13 protein-coding genes are annotated in these 26198 nt (G+C 42.7%); 10 read left to right on the top strand and 3 right to left on the bottom strand.

What is annotated here, in order from left to right; translation table 11 throughout:
* Positions 1–71 precede the first annotated feature (71 nt).
* Entirely contained in the window at positions 72–1241 is a 1170-nt protein-coding gene (locus AM500_RS14685; protein WP_053599888.1) for a saccharopine dehydrogenase family protein, read from the top strand.
* Positions 1242–1616: 375 nt separating this feature from the next.
* Here the strand turns inward: AM500_RS14685 and AM500_RS14680 are convergent, their stop codons facing one another.
* Entirely contained in the window at positions 1617–2570 is a 954-nt protein-coding gene (locus AM500_RS14680; protein WP_053599887.1) for an LCP family protein, read from the bottom strand.
* Between the two features lie 311 nt (positions 2571–2881).
* On the opposite strand from AM500_RS14680, the gene AM500_RS26265 reads away from it, so the two are divergent.
* On the top strand, positions 2882–3127 hold the full coding sequence (locus AM500_RS26265) for an aminotransferase class V-fold PLP-dependent enzyme (protein ID WP_269432485.1): 246 nt from the start codon (positions 2882–2884) through the stop codon (positions 3125–3127).
* Positions 3096–3992: a cysteine desulfurase family protein gene (locus AM500_RS14675; protein ID WP_269432484.1), complete on the top strand. Its 897-nt coding sequence runs from the start codon at positions 3096–3098 to the stop codon at positions 3990–3992. Before AM500_RS26265 ends, AM500_RS14675 begins: the two co-directional genes overlap by 32 nt.
* A 53-nt stretch (positions 3993–4045) precedes the next feature.
* On the opposite strand, the gene AM500_RS14670 is transcribed toward AM500_RS14675, so the two are convergent.
* Entirely contained in the window at positions 4046–4282 is a 237-nt protein-coding gene (locus AM500_RS14670; protein ID WP_331457331.1) for a SelT/SelW/SelH family (seleno)protein, read from the bottom strand.
* Positions 4283–4476: 194 nt separating this feature from the next.
* Between AM500_RS14670 and AM500_RS14665 the strand changes: the two genes are divergently transcribed.
* The 6 genes from AM500_RS14665 to AM500_RS14640 all read left to right on the top strand — a co-directional run bounded on the left by AM500_RS14665 (position 4477) and on the right by AM500_RS14640 (position 14026).
* A complete protein-coding gene (locus tag AM500_RS14665; protein ID WP_053599885.1) occupies positions 4477–5106 on the top strand; it encodes a YusW family protein in 630 nt (209 codons plus the stop codon).
* 316 nt (positions 5107–5422) lie between these two features.
* A complete protein-coding gene (locus AM500_RS14660) occupies positions 5423–6226 on the top strand; it encodes a glycosyltransferase family 8 protein (RefSeq protein ID WP_053599884.1) in 804 nt (267 codons plus the stop codon).
* A gap of 371 nt (positions 6227–6597) precedes the next feature.
* A complete protein-coding gene (locus tag AM500_RS14655) occupies positions 6598–7032 on the top strand; it encodes a DUF5392 family protein (RefSeq protein WP_053599883.1) in 435 nt (144 codons plus the stop codon).
* A 653-nt stretch (positions 7033–7685) separates the two neighbouring features.
* Positions 7686–8741 (top strand): M14 family zinc carboxypeptidase, encoded by a 1056-nt coding sequence (locus tag AM500_RS14650; protein ID WP_053599882.1) that lies wholly within the window; start codon positions 7686–7688, stop codon positions 8739–8741.
* A 384-nt stretch (positions 8742–9125) separates the two neighbouring features.
* Positions 9126–13226, top strand: coding sequence for a S8 family serine peptidase (locus AM500_RS14645; protein ID WP_197282600.1), 4101 nt, complete (start codon positions 9126–9128; stop codon positions 13224–13226).
* A 278-nt stretch (positions 13227–13504) separates the two neighbouring features.
* Positions 13505–14026: an ECF transporter S component gene (locus tag AM500_RS14640; RefSeq protein ID WP_053599880.1), complete on the top strand. Its 522-nt coding sequence runs from the start codon at positions 13505–13507 to the stop codon at positions 14024–14026.
* Between the two features lie 49 nt (positions 14027–14075).
* Here AM500_RS14640 and AM500_RS14635 read toward each other — a convergent pair whose 3' ends face one another.
* Positions 14076–16481, bottom strand: coding sequence for a M14 family metallopeptidase (locus tag AM500_RS14635; RefSeq protein ID WP_053599879.1), 2406 nt, complete (start codon positions 16479–16481; stop codon positions 14076–14078).
* Positions 16482–16886: 405 nt separating this feature from the next.
* Here AM500_RS14635 and AM500_RS14630 point away from each other — a divergent pair, with 405 nt between their 5' ends.
* Positions 16887–26039, top strand: a complete 9153-nt coding sequence (locus AM500_RS14630) for a carboxypeptidase regulatory-like domain-containing protein (RefSeq protein WP_053599878.1) — start codon at positions 16887–16889, stop codon at positions 26037–26039.
* The last annotated feature ends 159 nt before the right edge of the window (positions 26040–26198 follow it).

Raw genomic sequence — 26198 nt, 5'->3', positions numbered from 1 at the left:
CTATTAAACTATATATAAGGGCATTCGCAGCGTGGGGGTTCCATCCGGATTTTTGAAAGGAAGGTGTTAATATGAAGGTAGCTGTATTAGGATCTGGATTAATGGGAAAAGAAGCAGCACGTGATTTAGTGCAAAGTGTTGGAGTAGAGGCAGTTGGATTGGCAGATATTGATTTAGGGCGTGCACAACAAGTATGCAACCAACTTCAATCGTCAAAATTAAAAGCGTTTTCTGTTGATGCCGGGCACTACGACGAGCTGGTAAATTTTATTCGCCAATATGATGTCGTGGTTAATGCACTTTTTTATACCTTTAATGAAATAGTTGCAAAAGCTGCTATAGCTACAGGGGTAAGTTCTGTTGACCTTGGTGGACATATCGGTCATATCACGGATCGCGTGTTGGAGCTGAAAGAAGAGGCGATTTCAGCTCATTCGACTATTATCCCTGATTTGGGTGTTGCCCCAGGTATGATTAATATTTTGGCCGGCTATGGTGCAAGCAAGCTTGATAATGTTAAATCCATTAAGATGTATGTTGGCGGGATTCCTGTAAGACCAGAACCCCCGCTTGAATATAATCATGTTTTTTCAATGGAAGGATTATTTGATCATTATACCGACCCTTCATTGATCGTTCGCAATGGAGTAAAGCTAGAAGTACCTTCGCTTTCGGAGGTAGAAAAAATCTACTTTGAGAAATTTGGTCCGCTGGAAGCATTTCATACTTCGGGTGGAACCTCCACATTGCCCTATTCATACCCCTATTTAGATGAATTGGAGTATAAAACGATCCGCTTCCCAGGCCATGCCGAGAAATTCAAATTGCTTGTTGACCTTAACCTTACCCGTAATGATTATGAAGTGGAGATAAAAGGGCAGCAAGTGAAGCCGAGAGACGTTTTGTTAAAGGTTCTTGCCCCGATTGTGGATTTAAAGGACAAAGATGATGTGGTATTACTTCGCGTCATCGCCTCAGGAGAGAAAAATGGGGTGAAAACAACCTACGAATACGAAATGACAACATTTAAAGACCGTACAAATAATGTAACAGCGATGGCACGCGCAACCGCAAACACCATTTCCGTCGTAGCTCAAATGATTGGCAATGGAACGATAGCTAAAAAAGGCGTCCATCCACCAGAGCTGATTGTTCCCGGAAAAGAATATATTGAAGAAATGGCAAAAAGAAATATTATCATAACGGAAACAGAGAAACAGGATAATCTAATCAAAATCTAATCTTTGGTCGGACCTTCCTGCTAATATAGAGGGGGGTGCTTTTAAATTCACCTTGGCGGCTATATATTCCTGAGGTGGTGTTCTATTTGGATTTTCTAAACCACTTTAACCTGCGTGCTATGTCAGTTTGGTTCGATTCCCGCAAAGTCCCGTCAAATATAAATAGTTAACCGCACAGTCAATTTGACTCGTGCGGTTTTCAATTATTTTAAGAATGGGATAGTATGAGAGTGTGTTAGTAAATTAGCTGCTGATTAGAAGAGAGGGCGCCCTGCCTCTGCAGGCACAACGGACGTACTGCGTAAGTGAGTGCTTGGGCCTGAAAACCAACAGTCGAAACTAACAACCTTCAAAAAAAATTATGGGTACGTTTAATCAAGGATTACTTTTTCCGCTTCCTAAAAACATATTAAGAGCATTCTTATTTTGTTCTAAGTCCACTTGTAAGACTTCTCCAATTTCTTCATGACGAACATTTGTAAAACTGCCATCTTCGGGAATGCGAATTGATTGTATTTCTCCGCTTTCGTTGGACAAAATGTCTTTTCCGATTGTCAAGAGTGTTGGGGTGTCAATGTCTGTATCAATATATGTACCTAAGAGTCCTAATAGATCAGGAAGCTTTGTGACACTATGCAGGCTTACGGCTTCATCCTTTAATTTTGTGATGACTTCTTGCTGTCTTTGAACCCGGCCGAAGTCACTTAGACGGTCTTGACGGAAACGAACATAACCTAAAAGTTCTTTGCCATTAAGCCGTTGATTTCCTTTCTCTAACGTCATATCGATGCCTTCAGACATCTCGTATGGTATGTCTACTTCAATTCCATCAGGGACGAGGAGGTCGACAGCTTTTTCGAATCCTTCAAAGTCGACAATTGCATAATGATGAATATCCAGACCAAAATTCAAATTAATGGTTTGCCTTAATAATTCAGGTCCCCCATATGTATAAGCAGCATTTAATTTATGCTCTCCATGTCCAGGTATGGATACGTACATATCCCGCATAAGAGAAATAAGTTTTATCTCCTGAGTTTTGGGATTATAGTGTCCCACCATTATTGTATCGGTTCTAGCTTGTTTTTCTCCCCTGGAGTCACTACCTAGTAGAAGGACATTTACTTCGTCTGTTTTAGTTTTCACCCCATTAAACGAATGAGTTGCTTCAGCTTTTTTAAATGGTTGATTAACCTTTTTTATCGTTCCTTCTAAAAACTGAACTATCGTAAAAAGGCCAACCAAAAAGATACTTAATAAAAGAAGGGCGGCAACGACTCTCATCCATTTTATCCTTCTTCTCTTTTTTCCCCTTCTTGATCCTTCCATACTTGCACCACCCAGGCTGAAAATAATGATAATAATCAATGAATCAAGTTAAAAAATGGCCATCTCTTTAGTTTCAGAAAGGGGGGTATCAGAAACTTAGGAAGATACCATCTTTTAAACTTGAAGTAGCCATTATCCCATAAATACATTTCAACTATTGGTATATTAGATTACAATTGTTTAATAATCTATTAACATTACTGAAAAATAAATGTTTTATCCCATTTCGGCAGGTATACGAAAGATTACGGGTGTTTTTGTTAGAGGAATTTCAACTACTTATTTTATTTGGGGAAAGGGAGAAGCGAAATATGAAACATATTTATTTAGACTACAACGCAAGCACACCTCTGGCACCTGAAGTCATTGACGCAATGACACCGTTGCTCCAAGATTTTTATGGAAATCCGTCCGCACTGCATTGGGCTGGGGCACCGGTTAAGGGCTTTATGCAAAAAGCAAGAAAACAAACAGCCTGCTTACTTGGCTGTTTTCCTGAGGAAATCATTTTTACGAGCGGAGGGAGTGAAGCGAATAACCTGGCGCTTCTTTTTTAAAAATAAGAGCAAAGGCAACCATATCATTACATCGAAAATTGAACACCCCGCAGTGATGAATCCATGTAAATTCCTTGAGTCAATAGGGGCGAAGGTTACTTACGTAGGTGTAGATCAATACGGGAGAGTGTCACCGGAGGAAATTGAAAAAGCCATTACAAAAGAAACTATTCTGATATCAATCATCCATTCCAACAATGAAACCGGCACCTTGCAGCCGATTCAAGAGATTGGGAACATAGCTGAAAGACATGGAATCGCCTTTCATACGGATGCTTCTCAGTCAGTCGGTAAAGTACCTGTCAATGTCAACGAGTTAAAAGTCGATATGCTGACAATCGCAGGCCATAAACTTTACGCACCTAAAGGAATTGGTGCGCTATACAAGAGAAAAGGAATTGAGCTGGAACCATTGATTCACGGGGCTGGGCATGAATCAGGGCTCCGAGCCGGAACGGAAAATACCTTATTGGCAATTGGGCTTGGCAAAGCATGTGAAATTGCTGAAAACCATGTTGGTAATAGGGCACTTAAGGAACTGACGGATTATTTTTGGGAGAGGTTAAAGCAACAGTTTGGAGATCTCGTTCAATTAAACGGGCATCCGAAAGAGCGGCTGCCTAACACATTGAATGTAAGTTTTGTGAAGAGAATTGGGCAGGATTTGCTTTCCAAAATTCCTCAGTTAGCCGCCTCGACAGGCTCGGCCTGCCATGCAGGGAGCATTGAATTATCGCCGGTTTTAAAAGAGATGGCTATTCCGATAGAGGTTGGAATGGGTGCAATCCGCTTTAGTTTGGGAAGACAGACGACGAAGGATGAAATCGATCAGGTACTTCTTTGGTTAGAAGAGGCTATCGATTAAAGCAAAAAGGACAGTAGCTTATGCAAGCTACTGTCCATTTATATCACATTGAATTATTCGTGCTTTTCTTTTACAATGTTCAGCACTTCGCCCTCTTCAGGGAAACGGCCTGTTTCCTTTTTAGAGAAAATGTTCTGGCCGTCCACAGAAACCTCGAACACGCCTCCAGTGCTCGGAACCAATTCCAACTTATTGGCATTATTTTTAAATTCATTTAACAATTCATCCGCCAGACCGACGGCTTTTGGTAAATTGCCTCAAGCAGTACAATATTCAATACGAATTTCCACTTTTACCTCACTCCTGAACAAATTTTCTGAATCTACAAATAATTATATTTATCTGATTTAGCACTTTCAAGTTTACTGCTCATCCAATAGACATTATAAGTAGATTTATCGATAATGTTCCCTAAATGGATACATAATAGACTAAGAAAACAAATGGAGCAAAGAGTAAACCCTACCGATTGCCGGATACATGAATGTCCCAGCCAAGTTCTGTCTCAAAGATAATCTGTATTATTCTTTTCATGGAAAGGCCCTCCCTTGTAATGAAAGGTTTGGAATTCTACTTAACGGATAAAGGCTTATATAAAGAAGAGAGAATCACAGTGGGAAAAGGAGCCGATAAAATGAACTTCACAAAAGGAATAGCACTTTTTGCTATATCTGCTTCAGTCTTGGCAGGTTGTAATAATACTGAAGAGGTGAATCCTCCTCCAGAAAATGCCCCTGCGGATAATCAAGCGACTGATCCTAACGAGAAACATAATGTTAATAAATTGGATTACCCTTTCACCTCATTCGAATTGGAAGTGGATACCCAAAAGACGTTTAATGCGATTGATATAAGTTATCAAAAAGAAAAAAATAGTACAGTAGCTTCCTATGTCGACAAAGAGAAAAATGTTGAACTTGCCGGCAATGATGCAATGAAGGAATTACATGAAAAGTTTAAATCCTTTAGGTTTGATCAATATACTACTGAAGAGGAGGTTCTCGCACAGGTTTCAAAGGTGTTTGATATACCGGAAAATGTAAAAGAGTTTGAAGTAGAGATTGTATATGCGGATGGAATTGAGAAGGAATATAGATCAAAATCAAGCAGTTAACTAGGAATCCGTGGAAAATGAGAAAAGGTGTTGGGGCTTACCCTAACTCCTTTTTCATTTGTAAAAAAAATAAATCGTAATGAGGAGGAAATTTGCAACAATCAGAGCAAGTCCATCTTAGGTGGAACTGGGGTTGGGATTCATGTAATTATTTAGGCAGGTATGTTACTCTTAATTCATCGTTTTCCTTTTCATTAAGGGACATACTTCAAAAGTAATTTAGAGAGTTAGGCAAATTGAGAGGAGGATGAATATAGTATTTTTCCGTTTTGTCTATACATTTAATAGTATTGTGTAAGGTAGGGAGTCAGATTTAATGAATATTCTAGTCACGTTAAATTCCACTTATTTAAAACCGCTACGCGTAATGCTGAAATCACTTTTTCTAAATAATCCAAGAGAACGATTTACAATCTATTTAATGCATTCGGAAATTGAAGATGAAAAGTTAAGCCAATTACATAATTACATTGAGGTACACGGTAGCAAGCTTGAGGTAATAAAAGTGGACGAAAGCCATTTTCATGACGCACCGGTCCTTTTGCATTATACAAAAGAAATGTACTACCGGCTGCTAGCTTTTAAGTTTTTACCTCAAGATTTGGACCGCATCCTTTACCTTGATCCCGATATATTGGTGTTGAATTCGGTTAAAGACCTTTACGAAACAGAATTCGATGGTAATTTATATGCAGCTGCTTTCCACGATAAAATTTCGGTTAGGGAAATCAATCGCATCCGCCTTTTTCCATACGGAATTGAGGCATATTACAACTCGGGTGTACTGATGATCAACCTGGAGCTCCAGCGGAAGGAAATTGATGAACAAGCTATATATGCCTTTGTCGAGAAACACAAAACAAGATTGATTATGCCCGATCAAGATGTATTAAATGCCCTTTATTCGAAAAGAATTAAAAGCCTTGATGAAAAGATTTATAATTATGATGCCAGGTTTTATAATTATTATAGAATCAAGACAAACGGGAAATGCGATATGGATTACATCATCACGCATACAGTATTTATCCATTTTTGTGGGAAGAAGAAACCATGGAAGAAGAACTACAGCGGAGTATTTCATGCCTTGTATAAATATTTTGAAAAAATTTCCAGCTAAAATAGAAAACTGAATAACATTTTAGAATAATTAACTTAAGACATGGAAAAATTCCTATGTAATTATAATTCCTATCAAAATTTAGAATGGGAACATAAAGAATCGGTTAACTGAATGCTGAAGGCCGATTTTTTGACATAAAAATACCGATTTTGTATAATAAAAATATAAAATAAATACACCTTTAGGGGAGTAGCTTTTACTATAAGGTCGTCAATTCGGAGTTTTAACTCTCGGCTTTATTGGCAACATACTTTGTTGTTAGCAAGACCTTTACCTGTTTCTCGGGTAAAGGTCTTTTTTATTTTCCAAATGAACGAAAGTAAATAACTGCCCTATCAGGGTGAATAAACGAATGGAGGAGTATAGTAATGAATCAATTTTTCAATAGTATTCCCCGCTACTATAAAAAAGAGCTAGAAAAAATTGAAACAATTGTTCAGCCATTGCTAAAGACAGCAACAAGATATTCGCTTATATCGGTCATGTTGCTCGTTTTCTCTGGTATAAATCTTATACCTCTAGTGTTATTTGCTCCTAGGAGTGAAGAAACATTCATAGCAATAACTATATACGCGCTAATGGCTGCGGTTGGGGCTGCCCTGAGGAAAGAAGTAAAGTTCAAACGGGTGGAAATTCTGAACAAAAGCATTGATTATATGGTTAGAAGAATAGAAAAAAGTGCATTGGTTCCAGAAGATACAAAAAGCCGATTTATTAAAGAAATTAAGGAACAGCCAAAGATGGGAATGAATGTATTCTTACATTTTTTAAAAGAAGAAGAAAACTGGGGACAACTGAATTAAAAGATAGTATGAAGAGGGAACAGGGCGAGGTAGAAAACACTTTACCAGAAATTTAGATGATAAAACACCGTATATCTCAATAAGAGATCCTGTCTTTATTGAAATCAAATGAGAAGTTCAAGAATCCCATGACACGATAATCATTTGGTAGTTAAAAAGTGAGTTGGATAGAAAATAATATAATTATGTAAAGTCGATACCAAACATAAAACAATTTGCCTGCACCACAGTCTATTGGCTGTGGTGTAATGGTGTTATTTGAATTAAAAGCAAAATAGGTTGTTACAAGCGGGTTATGTCATAAAACTGCCATGCTTGTAAAATTATCTTTGAACGGACTTTTAAGGTGTAATACGCACGCAGGATAAAAACCCCCGAAAATAAAGTGTTATTTTAAAAGCACACTTAACCCCCATCTTTCCCTTTCACAGCCCTTTAAGCTATGCCGTTTTAGTTGAGATGCCTGCTCTTTTAAACCAATAGGTTAGAAAAATATTTTTATACCCTTTATTAATACGAATTAAACTCCATCTTCCGTACCAATTTTTACCCATATAATTATCTGAAAAATGGGACTTCTTTTCTATTCCCGAAGTAATATTTAACTATTACACTAGGAATGTAAGCGTTTAAATACTAATTGGAGGGATTTTATGAGTTTTAAGAGGAAGCTTTTAGGTGTTTCTTTTTCTAGTATGTTGGCTTTTGGTGCGGTAACTGCAGTTGGTATTCCGGTCGGGGCAGTTGGTAATGGCCCAAGCGCTGGGAATGGTTCCATTCAGACTTCGATTCTACATACGTATGATAGCATGGTCAGTTATCTAAAAACTCAAGATGCAAAACAAGATGCAATGACCCTTGAAGTGATTGGGCAGACTGTGAAAGGAAGGGATATCCACCTCGTCAAGTATATTTCAAATCCTGACAATCCAACAATCCTATTTTTAACTCAACAGCACGGAAATGAACAGCTTACAACAGAAGGTGCGCTTGAATTTATTAAACACTTAGGTACAAATAAAACAAAGGGTGTCCTTGACAAGCTTAACATCCTTATCATTCCTATGCTCAATGCCGACGGGGCCATGGGTGACGTGAATTTCTCGCTTGATAACTACCTTGCAGACGGGGACCGCCATCTTACCCGCTCCAACGCTAATAATTTTGACTTAAACCGTGAACATGATAAAGCGACAGCCAATATGCAGCCGGAAGTTCGTCACCTTCATGAAAATGTTTTCGAAAAATATCAGATTGATTATATGATCGATTTACATCATCAAGGAACAAGAAGTGAAACAGATGGGGAACTGGTGTCAGGGTCTATCCTCTATCCGACCAATGCGGCGGTTAAACCCGAGGTGTTGGAAAAATCCAAGAAACTCGGATCTGTTGTTTACCATGAGCTTGAAAGCAAAGGCTGGGGACATATTGGGAAATATGACGGGGGTTCGGGAGCGAATATCGGCCGTAATGGTGCAGCCCTTCGCTATGACATTGCAACATTGTTGTTTGAGATGAGGGGAATGTCCGACCACTATATTGAATCATACGCTCTTGGTCAAAAAAGCAATGGCTATCTCATCAAGCAGACAATTGAAACATTGGATGCAACAGTCAGGGCAATTTCCGATGGTTCAATTAATACTGCTGATACAAGCTTCTGGGATACGCTGCCAACACAAAAGAATAGACCAAGCGAAGAATAATTATTCAAAGAAAGTTTAAGAATGAAGGGTTCAAATCTTATAAAAACAACTTTATTAAAGGCAACTTATTCTAATAGGTTGAGTATAAAATTTCAATGAAAAAATGGATAATTTCTTGTGCAATAGTTCGTAACGAATTATTGCACTTTTTTATTTTTAGAAGAGAAGCTTTCTAGCTAACACTTACTATATTTGCATCTTTTAGCCTAGTCTAAAAAGTAGAATTATAGACTAAAAGACCCTTACGGCATACCAAAGAACCATGTTACATTCAGATTGTTCTGACAAGATAGAATGTTGGGAAAATATTTGTTCAGGGGGGATTATGAAATCCATAATCACAGGGGTTTAGAAAAGGAAAAATTAATTGAAAAGGGGAAAAGTATGACCAACATGAAGAGAAGTTTAGCTTTACTTTTGATTTTCCTTTTGTCATTTTCCAGTTTTGCCTATGCTGTACCTCAGCCATCGGCAGCAAAAGGGACAAGCAATCATCTAGCTGCAGCTAAAAATAGTGAACAAACAGTACCAGGAACGGACGAGGCAGTTTCTGCATTTTCTCCGGAAGAAAAGGTAAGGGTAATAGTAGAGCTTAAGGAAGAGACAGCGATTGAATATGCGACCAAAAAGGGTGTGAAATATTCCAAGCTGTCAAAACAAGAGAAGAAGAACCTAAATGATAGAGCTGTAAACGCTCAGAAGAAGGCCAAGCAAAAGCTGGCCGATAAAAAAATTAAAGTAAACTATAAAAATAACTTTACCGCTGTTGTGAACGGCTTTAGCGGTGAGGTGGCTTATGGCGATATTCAATTGATAGAAAGCCTGCCGGAGGTTAAAAAGGTTTATCTGACAAATGAGTATGGAAGGCCGATTGTTGAACCGGATATGACGACAAGCCATGACTATATCCAGTCATATAAAGCATGGACAGAGGGTCAATACAAAGGTGAGGGCATGGTTGTAGCCATTATCGATTCTGGTATGGATCCCGCTCATCGGGATATGGTTATTAGTGAAGGGGTGCAGACCGATCTATCTGCAGAAGAAGTAAGTTCATTGGCAGCCCAGCACGGTTTGCCAGGGAAGTATTTCACCGAAAAGATTCCTTACGGATACAATTATTTTGATCGCAATACAGAAGTACGTGATTTGGTCCCAGGTGGTTCCAATCACGGTATGCACGTTGGCGGAACAGTTGGTGCGAATGGTGACCCTGAACAGGGCGGCATCAAAGGGGTAGCGCCTGAAACACAGCTGCTTGCGATGAAGGTTTTCAGTAATGACCCAGGTTATGCTTCAACGTTCTCTGATATTTATGTGGTTGCAATTGATGAAGCGATCAAGCTGGGTGCGGATGTACTGAACATGAGCCTTGGCTCAGTTGCATCTTTTTATACACCTGAAGATCCTGCCAACCTGGCAATCACACGTGCTGCTGATAATGGGATTGTTTCATCTGTCTCAGCTGGTAACTCACGCCATATCGGCCGTGGGTATAAAACACCTTTTGCCGAGAATCCTGATATCGGCCTTGTAGGTGCACCAGGGTTATCGACTGATTCCATTCAGGTTGCCGCATCCGGAAATACACAAACCTGGTATGAATTTGGCCTTTCTTTAACTGGAACCCCTGTAAACGGTGTTGGTTATACTAGCGATAACTGGACCCAAAAGCTCGGTAACAAAGAATATGGCTTTGTTTCACTGGGAACCAAAAATGGTGCTGCAGCAGACTATGCAGGACTTGATGTAAAGGGTAAGATTGTTGCTGTTATGCGCGGTGGAACACCTTCTGCTTTAACAGATAAAGCGACGGAAGCAGCAAAACAGGGAGCTGCTGGGATTATCGTTTACGATGCCGGTACAGGCGGTACGATCTTTAAGGACCAGGGTGGATTTGCAATTCCATTTATGCTTGTAACTAAGCCAACCGCTGATCAAATGCATCAGCTCTATGCTTCAGGCAATACATCTATTAATTTTTCTATCTCTAATTCTCAGCCAGGACCGCAAAACGGGCGCCCAACTGAATTCTCCTCCTGGGGAACAACCCCAAGCCTTGAAATCAAACCTGAAATCATGGCCCCGGGCGGAAATATTTATTCAACTTTAAACGACAACAAGTACGGTTTCATGAGCGGTACATCTATGGCGGCTCCCCATGTTGCCGGTGGTTCAGCGCTTGTGATGGAATATATTAAAGAAAATCCGCTTTACAAAAACCTGCCGTTGACTGCACAAACGCGTCTGGCAAAAGTTCTATTGATGAACACAGCAGCAGTCACAACTGGAACAAACGGGTTTGCATATTCCCCTCGCCTGCAAGGGGCAGGGATGATGCAAATCCATAATGCGACTTTGACTTCTGTCCGTGCCGTTAATCCGGAGACCAACGAAGCAAAAGTTGAACTTAAGGATTTTACGAAAAAAGTGGTTTCGTTCAAAGTAAAAGCAATCAATGATTCTGCTAGCAAAGCTGTCACTTATAAAGTTAACGTTGATGTTCTTACTGATGCGATCCAGCGCCTCGCTTCTGGTGATGTGAACTGGTCAGCAGGGGTAGCAACAACAGGCGACCCGCATTTAAGAGGCTCGGAGCCTTTGAAAAATGCAGTCGTTACTGCACCTGAGACGGTTACCGTACCAGCAGGCGGCAGTGTGGAAATTCCAGTAAGCATCGACTTGACTAATGCAAAAATCCCAGGCTACACAAGCACTGGTGCTAAAACAGAGTTTGATTTGAAAGAAGATATCTTTGTTGAAGGTTTTGTCCGCCTGGAGGATGTATCTGGAGAGGAAGTTAACCTCGTCGTACCGTATGTCGGTTTCTACGGCAAATGGGATCGCCCTTCAATCCTTGACGGCATTCGCTATGTCGACAATAAGTTTTTCTTCACTGACGGTACCGGGGGAACTCCTGTTGCTGGGATGGTGGATAATCGTGGTACTTACATCGGTAATGACCCGATTAATGGATACACGAATGCTGTAAGCAAGTTCTCGCTTTCTCCAAACGGCGACGGCATGTTCGATACGATTGTACCGGTTCTGTCTTTCCTTAGAAATTCGACTGATATGCAGTTCAATGTACTGGATGAAGATGGAAATGAACTGAGGACAATCCGTACCGAATCGTTTGTCAGAAAGCACTATGGCAGCCTGGCAACAAGGTATTCCTACTCGACTGCCCGCGGCTGGGACGGTAAGGTGAACGGTGAAATTGTTCCAGACGGTAAGTACTTCTATGAAATTAAGGCAAAAGTCGACATGAAGCACCGTGATCCCGAATGGCAAACAAAGCGCATTCCTTTTGTAGTTGATTCAACCAAGCCGGTTGTTAATGCAAAATATAACACAACTACAAAACAGCTGACATGGGAAGCGAATGACGGCAATGGAATCGGGTTGCAGCACTTCCTAGTGAAGGTTGACGGTGAAAGTGTCCTGCCGGCAAACCAAATACTTCGTCCAACTGCTGCTTCCTATGATTTATCAGCTGTAACAGTTCCAAAAGGAGCAAAGGTTGAAGTCGTTGCCTATGATTTTGCAAATAATATTACCTCCCAAACTGCTAAAAATGTGGCTACGGGAGACACGGCTGTTCCAGTTATCACACTTGAAACTCCTGGAAATGGGTCAATCCTTACTACAAAAGAAATTTCGGTAAAGGGCTATGTCCGTGACGAGTCATTAATTGATTCAATTTACGTCAATGGCAATTCTGTTCCATTTAATCGTGTAATGGAGAAGAATGCGTCGAATGTGGAAGAAGAGCGTTACCGTTTTGCTACAACAGTATCTATTCCAGGGGATGGCATTCATGAAATTTCCATTAAGGCTGTCGACATTGCCGGAAATGAAATTCAAATCCAGCGCCGCCCGGTATTTGTCGATACGACTCCGGCAACTCTGGATGTTACAGCTCCTGCCCACGTGGAAAATGGAGTGGCCAAAACAAATCTAGCAATCTCGGTTAAGGATAATTTTGACCAAATCAGAGTCTACGTCAATGACAGTGAAGTGAAATTCAACTCCGGACCAAGCTCCTGGGCTGAACCGGTTCCTTACAACCAAACGTTCAACTCTGGAGTCAGCCTAAAAGAGGGACAAAATACCTTTACAGTAAGGGTTGTCGATCTGGCAGGCTTCACCACAACCAAAACAGTCAACGTTTACAGACTGAGCAAGGCCGAAATGCCAGTTATTCAGTCCGTAAGCGTGACGCCGAAAGCTGATGTCAGCTTTAAAAACCCGGCTCTGGTCAGTGCGACTGCCAATCAATCACTCACATGGACGGCCAAGGTAATAAAGCCTAATGGGACTGTTGTCAATCTTCCATCATCAACAGGCGTAAGCTACAAAGCCACTTATACGCCGGAGAAAACTGACGCAAAAGGCACCTACAAAGTCATAGTAAATGGGGAATCCGTACACGGCTTTAAGGCTGCAGAAAAGCAGGCAGAGTTCATGATTGGGAAAAAATAAGCGTTTTGGTTAATAAAGAGGTCTTCTCTTGTGCCAGTATGGCACAGGGAAGATCTTTTTTTGCGTAAAAGAAGTCATTAAAGGCTTTCTATCATTCTTATTCAATTAAATATACATATATCTAACTTTATCCCCGATCTGACCATGTAAAATTTATTAAAATTGACCCTTTTTATATTGTCAGTTTTCATTATACTAATAATCATTACACAAGTGGAGATGTTGATAATACTCTCGACTTAAAAATAGAGGCAGGAATGGAAAATAGGGGGATTCTTATGTTAACGACGGAAAAGAACAAAACAAAGATTCTAGTTTTTAATGCACTTTTTATCGCGCTGGTTTTTGTAGCGACAATGTTTATTAACATCAGGCTGCCATTGATGGGGAATGGTGGACTTATCCATTTAGGGAATGTGCCTCTTTTTATAGCAGCTTTTGTTTTTGGCAAAAAAACAGGGGCTATAGCGGGTGCATTCGGAATGGCACTCTTTGATATTGTTTCGGGGTGGACAGCATGGGCTCCATTTACATTTGTTATCGTTGGCTTAATGGGCTATTTAGCTGGACTTATCGCAGAGAAGGTACCTGGAAAAAAGGTTTTTGTGTATTCTTTGGCAGTTGCCGCAGCATTGATTATAAAAGTTGTCGGCTATTATTTTTCAGAAGTGCTCCTGTTTGGTAACTGGGTTCAGCCATTTGGCTCCGTACCAGGCAACATCATGCAAATCGTCATTGCTGGTCTTATTGTTGTACCTCTTGCAAGTGGTTTTAGGCAAAGAGTAGGCCAGCACCAGTAAAAAAGATGCCGTGCACTTCAGCTTCTGAAGCATGCACGGCATCTTTTCCTTACTTGATTGTTAGTGTCACAGAGTTGAAGTTGGAAGAATTGCTGATCGGGTTATAGTTTTTCTCGATATTGCCCGCTGCATCTACTGCGAACCAGTTCAACACTGTTGTTTTATCAATTTTCAATGTTTCAGCAGGCTCCCGAGTTCCGGATAGTTTTAAATGCTCGGACTCGAATGTTGGTCGGCTTCCATCAAGAGTATAGTAGATGGTCGCTGCTTCGCTCGTTTCAAAGGATACTTCGACAGGACCGGAAAATTTGCCGTTTCCAGGTACAGCTTTTGTTGAAGGAGGCTGCTTATCCTTTGACTGGTTATAGGCGACCTTGATCAATCCAATCAACCCATTCGCAAATTCCATTGCTTCCTCGTGTCCTTCTTTATATGGAGGTTGGAATCCTACAGCCCGCCATCTGTTCGCTTCAGAATCCCACAAGTCTGCACCAACCTCAAAGTTCCATGCATAAATACCTTTTTCATACCACAGATAGTCGGCTGAGTTCCCGGCCGCTGAGTATAGGACATCCGGTATTGGGCCGGTGCGGCTTGGCAGGATGACTGTTCCGCGGTGGTCCTGGATATCATTCAGGATTTCGTTTGACGCAGCCCAGTAGAATGCTTCCTGGCCGGCTGTCGGACGAGGCAAGGTAACACGATCCGGGTCATATGAGCCAGGAGACCACATGAAGTACCCGCCATAGCTGTGAATATTCATAGCGAATTTAATATTTGGATTTTGATCGGCAAGCCAGACAAGGTTCTTTGATTCAGGCTCGGAATGTTCCGCTGGTCCCGCGTATGTGGTACTCAAACAGTTTGTAGTCGAAGCACCGATAAATCCATCAAAGGCTGAGCCGACAGAGTGATTCCGGTTGAGGTCTACACCCCAACTGTTTCGATATCCGGAATCAGATTGGTTAGGGCCACAGTGATTCGTCATGTTTTTCCGCTGCATATTGTAATCATAGAAGCTGTAAAGTGCACCATCTGGATTTACTGAAGGGACCAGGAAAATATCCAGATTGTTGACCAGTTGTTTTGTTTCGCCGTCATGTGCATAGTTCCGAAGTAATCTTTCCGCTGTTTCAATCGTTACGAGCGGTGTGACCCATTCACGGGCATGTTCCTGTGCATAGCCAAGGACACCCGGTTTGGAACCGTCGCGATGTTTGCCGATTCGAATCGCCTTGACAGTTTGAGGCTCACGGGAAATATGGGCCGGAGCTTTTAAGCCGTCTGTCAACTTCGCCTTGGCTGTAGTTACCGTGCCTGTACCCGCGTTGCCTCGGTAAGTTGTCGCGGTAATAAGGCTGCCGGCTTCTTTATTCAGGGCATCTGCAACCTGTTTTGCATTACTTGTTACTACTCCATCAGAATTCGTTGCAAGTTCAACAACAATATCTTTGCCGTTTGTGGTTACCGTTAGAGGTTGGCTTGCTGCTCCCTGATTTTTGAGCTCTACGGTAATATCATTTCCACCTTCATGCCCCCAAGCCTTCGAAGATACGACAACAGCCGAATTGGTTGCAGGGCCAATAGTTGCTTGGGCGAGGCGGCGGTAACCGTTTGTTTTGTTCGGCATTTCAATGATTTCGACTAAATCCGGGAATTCCCTGGCAAGCTGCTCAGCCCGTTCATACAGCTCATTTGGGTCCATATAATGGTCAACAAATTCCTTTACATAATGTTTTTTCGGACTGCCTTTTTTATCTTCACCCAGCCACTCTGTCACAGCAGTTCCAGCCGAGCCTCCAAGATTGCTGGTAATTGTAACATTTTGCGGTACGGCTGTGACTGGAACCTCGAACCAGTGATACATATATTCTCCGTAGTCAACAAATCGACTCAAGGTGACTCTTTTTTCCACGCCATCTTCCATCCATGTGGCGGTTAGTGCTGTACTTGCACTTTCACCGGCAGTTGTTTTCGCTTCAACATATAGGAAGGTAGCGGACTGGTTTGTATAATGATTAGCTCGTAAAATTTTTATCGTATCTTCAGCCGATGCAATAGTGGACTGTTGCTGCGCCGCGGCATTCCTTTCTGCAGTCCTTTGGTTCCACTGAGCCTCTGTAATCAGTGTGTCCTTTACTTTGATTCCATGCTTTTTTAATTCTGCGATTTCGGAAGGTGTAACAACCACATCAACCTCGATCTCTTCACCATGCTGATGGACTCTGTGGGTGAGGTCTATACCCATTTCAACCAGCTTATCAAGCGCCTTTTTATTTGGCACTTCAAGCTGGACAACAGCAGGTGACTCCTCTTGTGCAATTCGCTCACTTTCAAGCTGTTGGGCACCTGTTATACCGCCCGCGCCCAATCCTGGGGACAGGGTGGTAAAGCTCAATGCACTGAATGCTGTTGCAATGATGAGGCCTTGCATGACTTTGTTTCTTTTTCTCATTCAAACACCTCCTATGTAATTCCACTACAGTGGACAGGCTTAATTATAAATTAAATATTCAGAATATTATGTAGGCATATAGTCAGGAATTGGAGCATTTAGGTAAAATTAGGCCTTTAGGCATATTTGGGCACTCAAAAGGGTCCGCGAGTTCATTTTGAATTGTTTAACGGAAAAAGGTTTAAAGCAGTTTACGTAGAGAAAATCTCATAGAATAATTTCATCAAAAGAAAGTTTTAAGGGAGGTTCTTTATACTAGTCATATATGTATAAAGACTATTTTCCTATTAAAGGAAAAATATCCTAGTACTAATTATCTAATTTTTATGAATATTAAAATAAATAGAGGATAACTTAAAGTCTATCTAGTATTCTTCGAGTATCAAATCTTTAGGGGGTACTAGTTTGCTTATCTTTAGAAAGAAAACAATCAGAAAATGGTTTGTAGTGATGATGGCGTTTTTGCTGATAGTTTCGTCTTTTGCTCCGAACATCTCGTTTGCTGCCGACTCGAAACCAAAGAGCTTTTCCGAAGAAGAGTTGCAGCTTGAGAAGAAACGTGAACAGGAAGCCAAAGTGGCCGATCAGATTGAAACCGCAAGAGAACAAAGTGACGGAGATCATACTGAGCTGCCAGATTTGTTGAAAGGGCTCGGGATTAATCCTCCACCACTTGAAGAGGAAAGCGATGAAACAAAAGCAAATGCATCAGAAATAAAAAAGGCTGAAGCCAAACTTCAAAAAGCCTTCGAAAAAAACAATGAGGTTAATGTCATCATAAGAATGAAAGACAAACCCAGTCTCCAGTCAATCTATCCTCAGGTAAAGCAGGAAAAGTCTCGTACAGACAAAATTAATGCCATTCAAAACCATCTCAAACAAAAAGCAAATTCCTCACAAAAAGGCATCCATCAAGCATTAACAGCAATGGAATCTAAAGGGAAGGCAAAGAAAAAGGATTCGTTGTGGATCATTAACGGAGTGACGGCAACGGTGACAAAGGATGCTCTAGAAGAATTGAAGCAGCGCGATGATGTTGCTTCCATCACTCTTGATGAGACATTGAGCCTTCCGGAAATCACTGTCGATGAAGCTCCGCCAAAGCTCCCTCAGTGGGGACTTGAAAAGATCTTTGCTCCAAAAGTATGGGGCCAATATGGGCTTAAAGGTGAAGGAGTTGTAGTTGGCATCATGGATTCAGGGGTTGATGGAAAACATGAAGCTCTGAAAAATAATTACCGCGGGCGCGATGGGAATCATCAGTTTTCCTGGATTGACCTTTCAGGTGAAGGCTATCAAACACCTGATGATGGAAACGGCCACGGAACCCATGTTGCCGGAACTGCTGTTGGGGGCGGTGCTGGCGAGGCAGTCGGTGTTGCACCAGGTGCAGAGTGGATTGCAGCGAAGATTTTCAATGATGGCGGCTCTACAAGCCTATCAGCCATTCACAGGGCGTTCCAATGGTTCATGGCACCGGGCGGCGACCCTTCAAAGGCACCGCATGTTGTAAACAATTCATGGGGAAATTCGAATACATATAACCTCGAATTCTATGAAGATGTTAAAGCGTGGGTATCTGCAGGGATTTTCCCGTCGTTCGCTGGGGGAAATGAGGGACCCGGAGCTCAAACGATTGGTTCACCGGGCAGTTTCCCTGAATCGTTCGCTGTCGGCGCTACTGACAAATATGACCAAGTAGCCTCATTTTCAAGCCGCGGCCCAGTATATTGGCAGGACGGGAGCGGTGGGACGAACCGCCTGATCAAGCCGGATATTTCAGCTCCAGGCCACCAAATATATTCAGCATGGCCTGGCCAACTTAAAAAAGGCAAATACAATACAATAAGTGGTACTTCGATGGCAACGCCTCACGTAACCGGGGCTATCGCACTTCTCTATCAGGCAAATCCGAACCTCACGATTGATGAGGTAAAGCAAACCCTTAAGGACACGGTACGAACAGAACCACATATGGGAACCCTTCCAAATGATTCTTACGGGAACGGGATCATAAATATTTATCAGGCTATTACCGAAGCCGCTTTTGCAGGGGAGCTAACCGGTACAGTCAAGAACAACAAGGGTGAGTCGATTCCTGCCCAGCTTGAAATTAAAGCTGAAGGATTATCTTATAATATTTCGGAACAAGGAACTTACTCTATCAAAATTAGGGAAGGATCGCATAAGGTCACAGTTACTTCCTTTGGCTACAAAACATATGAAGGCACCGTTCAGTTGAAAAAGGGTGAAGTTACAACAGTTAATATTGTTCTTGACGATGCTGAAGCCTTCGCAGTGAAAGGAAAAGTAGTTGATGAAGCCGGAAATCCGGTTCCATTCGCCTATATCCGCCTAAAGAATACGCCACTCTTGTCAATCCGTGCCGACGTTGACGGCAATTTTGAAATCCGTCAAATACCGACTGGTACGTACGGCATCCAGGTTACTGGAGAAGGAATTAAAGGAAAAGAGCAGGAAATTAACGTTAACCAAAATCTTACCCTTGAGCTGCAGGTTCAAGCTCTCCAAGCTGCAGCTGCCAGGGAATGGGGGATGGCAAACGGAAACCTTCAAAGAAATGCCGTGTCAGGCAATGCAATTGATGCAGATGGTCTCGAGAAGGCATGGGAATATAGCCTTGAAGGAAAAGGGGATATTCTGTTCTCTACACCTGCAGCTGCAAAAAATAAAGTAGTGCTTACGACTGACCGCGGCTGGGTAATTGCACTGGACGCGAAATCAGGCAAGGAGCAGTGGTCACTAAGGCTAGGCAGCAATAATCGTTCGTCGCCAACCATTGAAGGTGACACTGTATATTTATCCGGAGGGCAGGATGGAAGGATCTACGCACTTGAGTTAAAGACAGGAAGTGTCAAATGGAGCACACTTGTTGGGGGAATAGCCATTTACGAGTCCCCAATCTTAACAGATGGAAAATTGTTCGTTTCCTCCGATCTTAGCGAAAATGCACATCTTTGGGCCTTGAATCCTGAAACAGGCGCAAAGCTGTGGAGTGTAAAACTTGGCGCTCCAACTTACTTCGGCCCAAGCACCGGAAATGGGCTGCTCTATGTCGGAAGCTATGACAATCAAACGATTCGCGCATTGAAAATCGAGGACGGCACCGAGGTATGGCAAAAGAAACTTTCTGCCGAGGGGATAGCCTCCAAGCCAGTTTTTGAAAATGGTGTCCTCTATTTTACGGGAATCAATTTTTCAACCGGCGGCGGAAGCCTTTATGCGGTTGATGCCGCAACCGGTACAGAGAAGTGGAAGGTAGCTGATATTGGAGATACGCAGGCAGCCTCGCCGATTGTCTTTGAAAATATTGTTATCATAGGCTCAGCCACACAGCCAAACCTCCGCGCTTTTAACAAGGATACTGGCTCGGAAGTATGGAGCAACAAGGCAGTCGGCACTGCATTGAATAATGGCTCGGTAACGGCAAATGGATTGCTGTTCTTTGCAAGTACGAATGGTTCCGTTTCTGTGCTGGATGCATTTACAGGCGAGCGGCTGAAGGATATCATTCTGCCGGTTTATAGTACATCCGGGATACCGGTCCTGCCTGGACAGGTGATTTTACCGTATGTAAATGGGATTCAAAGCTATCAATCTCCTGGAATCCTGCAGGGCAAACTGACCGACAGCGTTGGTGAGCCAATTGAGGGCACGCTGACTGTTGAAGAAACCGGGGATTCAGTAACTGCTAAATCAGATGGCAGCTTTACATTAAAGCATGTTCCAGGGGAGTATACTGTACGCATATCACTTTATGGTAAAAAGCAGCACAGCGAAAAGATTCAGTTTGTATCCGGATATAAAGTTACCAAAAACTATCAACTTGAGGATGCCGTAAAGGGATCAGTTGCAATCACTGTTAAGGATAAGCGGACAGGAAAACTCCTTGAGGATGTCAAAATTGATTTGCATCACGCAGGCATTACTGGCAAGACCGATGCCAGAGGCATTTTTACAAAAGAAGAAGTCTTTGAAGGTACGTGGTCCGTTTCTTTCTCTCTGGGCGGTTATAAAGATGGTTCGGGTGTGATTACTATAAAGCCTGGTGAAGAAGCCGCGTTTACATTCGAGCTGCAGCCAATTGACGTAGCAGTTCTGAATGACTACAAGGGGCAAATCACAACTTTGCTTGAAAAAAATGGCTATGCCGTTGAGGAACGCGGCTGGGATGTTATCGACGATATTGGCCGCTATAAGGTGCTATATCTGAACGGTGGCTATGGCTCGGATGGAGTCAAGCCGAGCGAGGCGGATTTCAAGAATCTTGTTGATATTGCAAATGAAAACAATGTTAGCATTGTGTTCACAGATCAGTGGGGATCCAATTACGGTTCTATCCACCATCTGAAGGATTATTACGGAAATCCTGCTGAAATTGGCCATAGTTATGATGTTGGCGAAGTCAGATTGAAAGTCGAAGCAGAGCATCCAATCCTAAAGGGTTACAAGGCTGGAACAGAGGTTTCGCTGCTTGGGAACGATGCCGACTTTGCCTGGTTTAATCACTATACTGGGCGGACGATAGGTAAAATCGGGACAACAGAAATTGGCTATGTTGGTTCAGGCATTGCCTATCAGGCAGTGTCGGAAAATAGTGCTCACCTGCTGTTGTCGAGCTTTGCCTCTGTTCCCTGGGAGCAAACTGACAGCTGGCTTCAGGCGCAAAATCAAATCATTATGAATAGCCTTGATTATTTGTATGACGCTCAGTTTGGGAAGGTCGCGGGAAAGGTTGTCAACTCATCTGGTGAGCCTATTCAAGCAAGTGTTGAAGTAGTTGAAACCGGCGTAAAAACCAATACGAACGAAAATGGTGAATTTGAGTTCTTCCACGATCAAGGAACATTTACACTTGAAGTGCGTGGAACAGGGCTGGGCACACAAACAGTGGAATTTACAGCTGAAAAAGGAAATCCGGCCGATCTCACAGTGACGCTTGGAAGTTCGGAAAAAGGTACATTGGCAGGGGTTATTACAGATGCCCAGAAAAACCTTGAGCTTGCGGGAGTGAAGGTAGAAGTCTTGAATGCCACAGGAGAAAAGGTGACCGAGACTGTATCATCAGCAAACGGCCGTTATGAAGTCGCCGGCTTGCAGGAAGAAACGTACATGCTCACTTTTACGAAGGAAGGATATATAGTCCATTCGCAGTCTGTCGATGTTGCCCGCCACGAAGGTAATATCAATGTGAAGTTGAATAATATGCCGAGGGTCGGTGTTATTGGCGATTATTACTTCTCAGACCGGAGTTTTAAAGCGCTTATGAACGAATATGGTGTGAAAGCAGTGGACATTCAGCCAGCGGATGCTGCTGACAGAATGGTGGATTTCGATGTTGTGTTTATAAATGAACCAAGCACCACAACATTTACGAAGCCAGTTTTCGAAAATGCGATGAAGGCTGCTGATAAAGCGGGCACGAGTGTTATTTTTGGAGATGCGTACTGGAGCGGTTCTGCGATTAACCAACTTGTTAACTACAGGAAAGATCCGGAAGCGCGAACAACAGTGCGTAATACTACTCAATCCGCTGTTTATAAAGTAAAGGAAGAGCATCCAATTTTCGGCAATGCTAAAGCGGGTGACGCAATAAAAATACTCAATCCTGCCGCTAGCACATTTGCATACTTCAAGAATTACAGCGGCTATCCGCTAGCTGACATTACGCTCGATGGTACAAGCTCGTCACATGGGCTAGGCATGGCTTATAAGCCAAGGACCGCTGGAAGTGTCGAGTTATTGATGGGTGGACATGGCTTCATGACGTATCACGGTGCCAAGGATTATACTTCTGAAGGAAGAGAGATATTGTTCAATGCCATACTCTGGGCTGCCAATGCCAAGTTCCCGGCAATCAGTGGAACTGTTGTGGATGAGAATGGGGAACCGCTGCAGGCTGCAATTACTGTGAAGGGGCAGCCGTATACAGCAGAAACCGTGCCGGCAACTGGTGCTTACTCAATTGCAATTCTCGAGGGAGAGTATGAATTGCTAGTAAGTGCTTTCGGTTATGAAACCAAAACCGTGAAAGCTTCAGCAATCCTGGACGGCGAGCCGCAGTCAATAGCACTAGATGTAGCAGAAGATGTTGCCTCCATCAGTGGCGCAGTTGAAAATGAAAAGGACGGCAATGCGGTTTCAGGAGCAAAAGTGACGGTGATTGGAAAACCAAGGTCTACTGAAACAAATACCCAGGGTCAATTCAACATAAGCAAACTTGAACCTGGAACCTACACAGTTCGTGTTGAAAAGGAAGGCTTTGTGCGTGAAGAGGTAGACGTCAAGCTTGAGGCAGGCGAACAACTCACACTGAAGGTTAAACAGCTTTCTTCGCCTACAATCGGGATTATTGTGGACCTTACTGCATCGGGAAAATCCTTCAAACAATATCTTGAAGAACGAGGCTACAAAGTCGCATACCTTGGCTATAAGGACATTGACAAGCTCGATTCTGTTGATTTGGTATTTGCCAATTCCGATTACAAGCCAGATGCTGTTCCGAGCCAGGCGGAATTCAAGGCCTTCCAGGAAGCATTGGACAAAAAGCGTAAATCGATTATTTGGACAGGCCAGGCCGGGGGCAGCGGATCAATTCGCTTCCTATGGGAATATGAAGGCAATCCGGCGGAATTAATTCAGGGAACGAATAAGACTGATTCGAAAGGGATTGTCAAAGAGGAGCATCCGTTAACTAAGGGCTTCAAGGCTGGAGATGTTATCGAAATACCAGGAAAGACAGGTTATTATTACGGATTTAACGGCTATTCTGGTAAAACGGTTGTTGATTTTGAACAGACAATAACTGGCCAAAAAGGATCAATGATTGCCTATAAAGGCCGGACCAGCCAATCGCTGGAAATCCTTTTGGCTAACTTGACGATCAGCCACACATTCCAACCTGGAGATTTAACGTTATTTGATAAGGGCCGTGAAAAGCTTTTGATGAATGCGATTGATTGGGCACTTGCTGAAAAAGCACCACTTGCAGGTGAACTTCATGGGACGATTGAGAATGAAAAGGGCTTGCCAGTCAAAGGTGAAGTATCCATCAAGGAAAACGGCAAAAAAATAACTTCGGATGGGGAAGGCAAATTCTTCACGGCGCTTGAGGAAGGATCCTATACCGTTACTGTTCGCGCATTCGGCCATAAAGATAAGGACTTTGCGATATCGGTGCGAAATGGGCAGGTACTGAATGAAAACCTGGTCATCCAGTCAGAAAATGCCGGCATTCTAAGCGGGAAAGTTATCGATGCAACTACAAAGGATTCAATCATAGGTGCAACAATTGAGGTACTGGGAACACCAGCTGTCGGCAAGACCAATGAAGATGGTACTTACGAACTGACGCTTCCGGCAGGAGAATATGAAATCAGGATCAGTGCATCGGGGTTCAAACCAGTATTTAATACAGTTGTAATAACTGAAGGGGAAGTTTCTGTTTTGAATCTATCGATGTTTGCTTCTGAAAAGATTGCAGTACTCGCAAATCCAATCAATCAGGCAAGGATTGTCCCATTCCTTCAATCGTACGGATATGAGGTTGATTTTTACCCGTATGCAGAGTTTGCTGGATTGATTGAAAACATTGGTGATTATAAACTGATTATTGCCAACGATATCCCGAGTGCAATGAAGGATAATTTTAAAGTGATGGTCGAAAAGGCTAATGAAAATGAAACGAGTATTATATTCGGCAGCCAGTTTGGATTCGGTTCAATTTACGATCTCTCAAAAGCGTATAACGACCCGCAAAGAGTGACCGGCAGCTATGCGGATAAAGAGGTTAATATACGGATCGACCAGAACCACCCAATTTTCAGGGGCTTCGAGCAAGGACAGGAGTATCCATTCCTGGTGAATCCGAAAGGTTCCGTCCAATACGCAAATTATGAAAATTACAGCGGCACAACGCTTGCAAACCTGACAAATCCGGTAAAAGGAGATCTCGGCCGAGCAATTGGCTTTAAATTCAGTTCCGCGAATAGCGTCCATATCCTGCTGTCAGGATTGCAAATTGGAAGCTATGGCAACCCGGCTGACCGCTGGACGGATAATACCGCGAAGATTTATGTAAATGCAATTGACTACGCCTTGACTGCCAGCCAAGGAGAAATAAAAGGTTCCGTGGCCGATGCATCAGGAAAGCCGATTGCCAATGCACTTGTGACCATTCCGGGTAAAGATGTTAAAACAGCAACGAATGCCGCCGGATTGTACCGGATTGGAATTGGTGTCGGAACATACGATGTGAAGGTACAAGCCCGCGGTTATGTTGAACAGACCAGGAAGGCGATCATCGAGGAAACAGGCAATACCGCGGTGGTTGATTTTACACTCGAGGCACTTGAAGGCTCGGATCTGAAAGGGACTGTCGTCGACAAGAAAACTGGAGAAGCTGTAGCTGGGGCAAATATTACCCTTATACCGAAGGACGAGCCTGACTTCAAAGGCGAGGTACAAAGCAGGGAAGATGGTTCGTACGTTTTTGAGAATCTACTTCCAGGTGAATATACACTTGAAGTTATCAGGGAAGGATATCTCCCTTCTTCGTTCGAGGCTGACATTGGTAACTCGGATGTTTCCCTCAACCTTGAGGTGAACGCGTTTGAAGTGGCAGTCCTGGGAGATATGAACGGTAACATAAGCAGCTTCCTAAATAAACAGGAGATTTTCACAGCAGAAAGAGACTGGGATATTCTCGGTCAAGTTAACAAATATAAAGTGATTGTAGTTAACACAAACTCAGGTTCGAAGGAACAGGTCGACCAGTTGATAAAGGAAAGTGATGAGCACAAGGTCAGCTTGATCTTTACTGGTACTTGGGGAGTTAAGGAAGGATCAATCCAATTGCTTGCTGGTTCAGTTGGCAGTCCGGAACCTAATCAGCAAGGATACAATGAAGGTGCTGTTTACATGGAGGCACTGGAGGATCACCCATTATTTAACGGTATTACTTCTGATGAAAATGGATTGATCAGGATTCATACTGAGAAAAGTCCATATGCCACATTCAAAAATTACAGTGGTTTGACGCTGGCCGGGCTGAATGTTAATGGCACAGAAAAGGGTGACGGCATTGCTTATGATTTCCGTAGCAAAGACCACATGCATTTGCTCCTTTCATCCTTTAACGTGACGAATATGATTGGTCCTGATTATGGCTGGACAAAGGACGGCAAAAAGCTGTTTGCAAATGCAATCCGCTGGTCTATGGAAGCCGAGCAGCAGCTGCCTCAAGCTCCAACTTGGGAGTCTGATAGCAAAACTGTTCGCGAACAACCAGTTGTTGTAAAAGGGAAGGCAGATGCAGGCGCTACAGTCCGAATTTATAGCAAGATATCTGGCAAGAAAACACTTCTAGGTGAAACTAAGGCAACTAAGGAGGGCGCATTCTCTGTTGAAGTGAATGTCAATAACGGTAAGCATATGCTCACTGCCGAGGCAGAAAACTTCGCAGGAAAAGCAGAGTCGATAACCCAAATGGAGCTCCTGGTCATAGGAAAACCAGAAGGCAAAGAAAAAGCAAGCTAGCTTGTATGCTGGAAGTTTCATCTAGAAGGGGGGAGCCAGGGGCAATATGTCCTGGCTCCCTTTTTAAATTTTCTAAGTGGATCCGTCTTCTCATAGATTAATTGGTATCTGGAGCAAGCAGATTAATCCAAGAGAACCCCTAGTGGAAGTTGGGAAAAT

It is taken from the genome of Bacillus sp. FJAT-18017 (genome assembly GCF_001278805.1).
GTDB lineage: Bacteria > Bacillota > Bacilli > Bacillales > Cytobacillaceae > Bacillus_D.
The sequence above is the reverse complement of the archived record's forward strand: the minus strand, read 5'-3'. Positions and strand labels throughout refer to the sequence as shown.

Excerpts from the sequence above, each read along its gene's own strand:
- AM500_RS26265 (WP_269432485.1), top strand. The coding sequence starts at position 2,882 with ATGAAACATATTTATTTAGACTACAACGCAAGCACACCTCTGGCACCT.
- AM500_RS14685 (WP_053599888.1), top strand. The coding sequence starts at position 72 with ATGAAGGTAGCTGTATTAGGATCTGGATTAATGGGAAAAGAAGCAGCA.
- AM500_RS14665 (WP_053599885.1), top strand. The coding sequence starts at position 4,477 with ATGTCCCAGCCAAGTTCTGTCTCAAAGATAATCTGTATTATTCTTTTC.
- AM500_RS14650 (WP_053599882.1), top strand. The coding sequence starts at position 7,686 with ATGAGTTTTAAGAGGAAGCTTTTAGGTGTTTCTTTTTCTAGTATGTTG.
- AM500_RS14640 (WP_053599880.1), top strand. The coding sequence starts at position 13,505 with ATGTTAACGACGGAAAAGAACAAAACAAAGATTCTAGTTTTTAATGCA.
- AM500_RS14635 (WP_053599879.1), bottom strand. The coding sequence starts at position 16,481 with ATGAGAAAAAGAAACAAAGTCATGCAAGGCCTCATCATTGCAACAGCA.
- AM500_RS14655 (WP_053599883.1), top strand. The coding sequence starts at position 6,598 with ATGAATCAATTTTTCAATAGTATTCCCCGCTACTATAAAAAAGAGCTA.
- AM500_RS14645 (WP_197282600.1), top strand. The coding sequence starts at position 9,126 with ATGACCAACATGAAGAGAAGTTTAGCTTTACTTTTGATTTTCCTTTTG.
- AM500_RS14680 (WP_053599887.1), bottom strand. The coding sequence starts at position 2,570 with ATGGAAGGATCAAGAAGGGGAAAAAAGAGAAGAAGGATAAAATGGATG.
- AM500_RS14660 (WP_053599884.1), top strand. The coding sequence starts at position 5,423 with ATGAATATTCTAGTCACGTTAAATTCCACTTATTTAAAACCGCTACGC.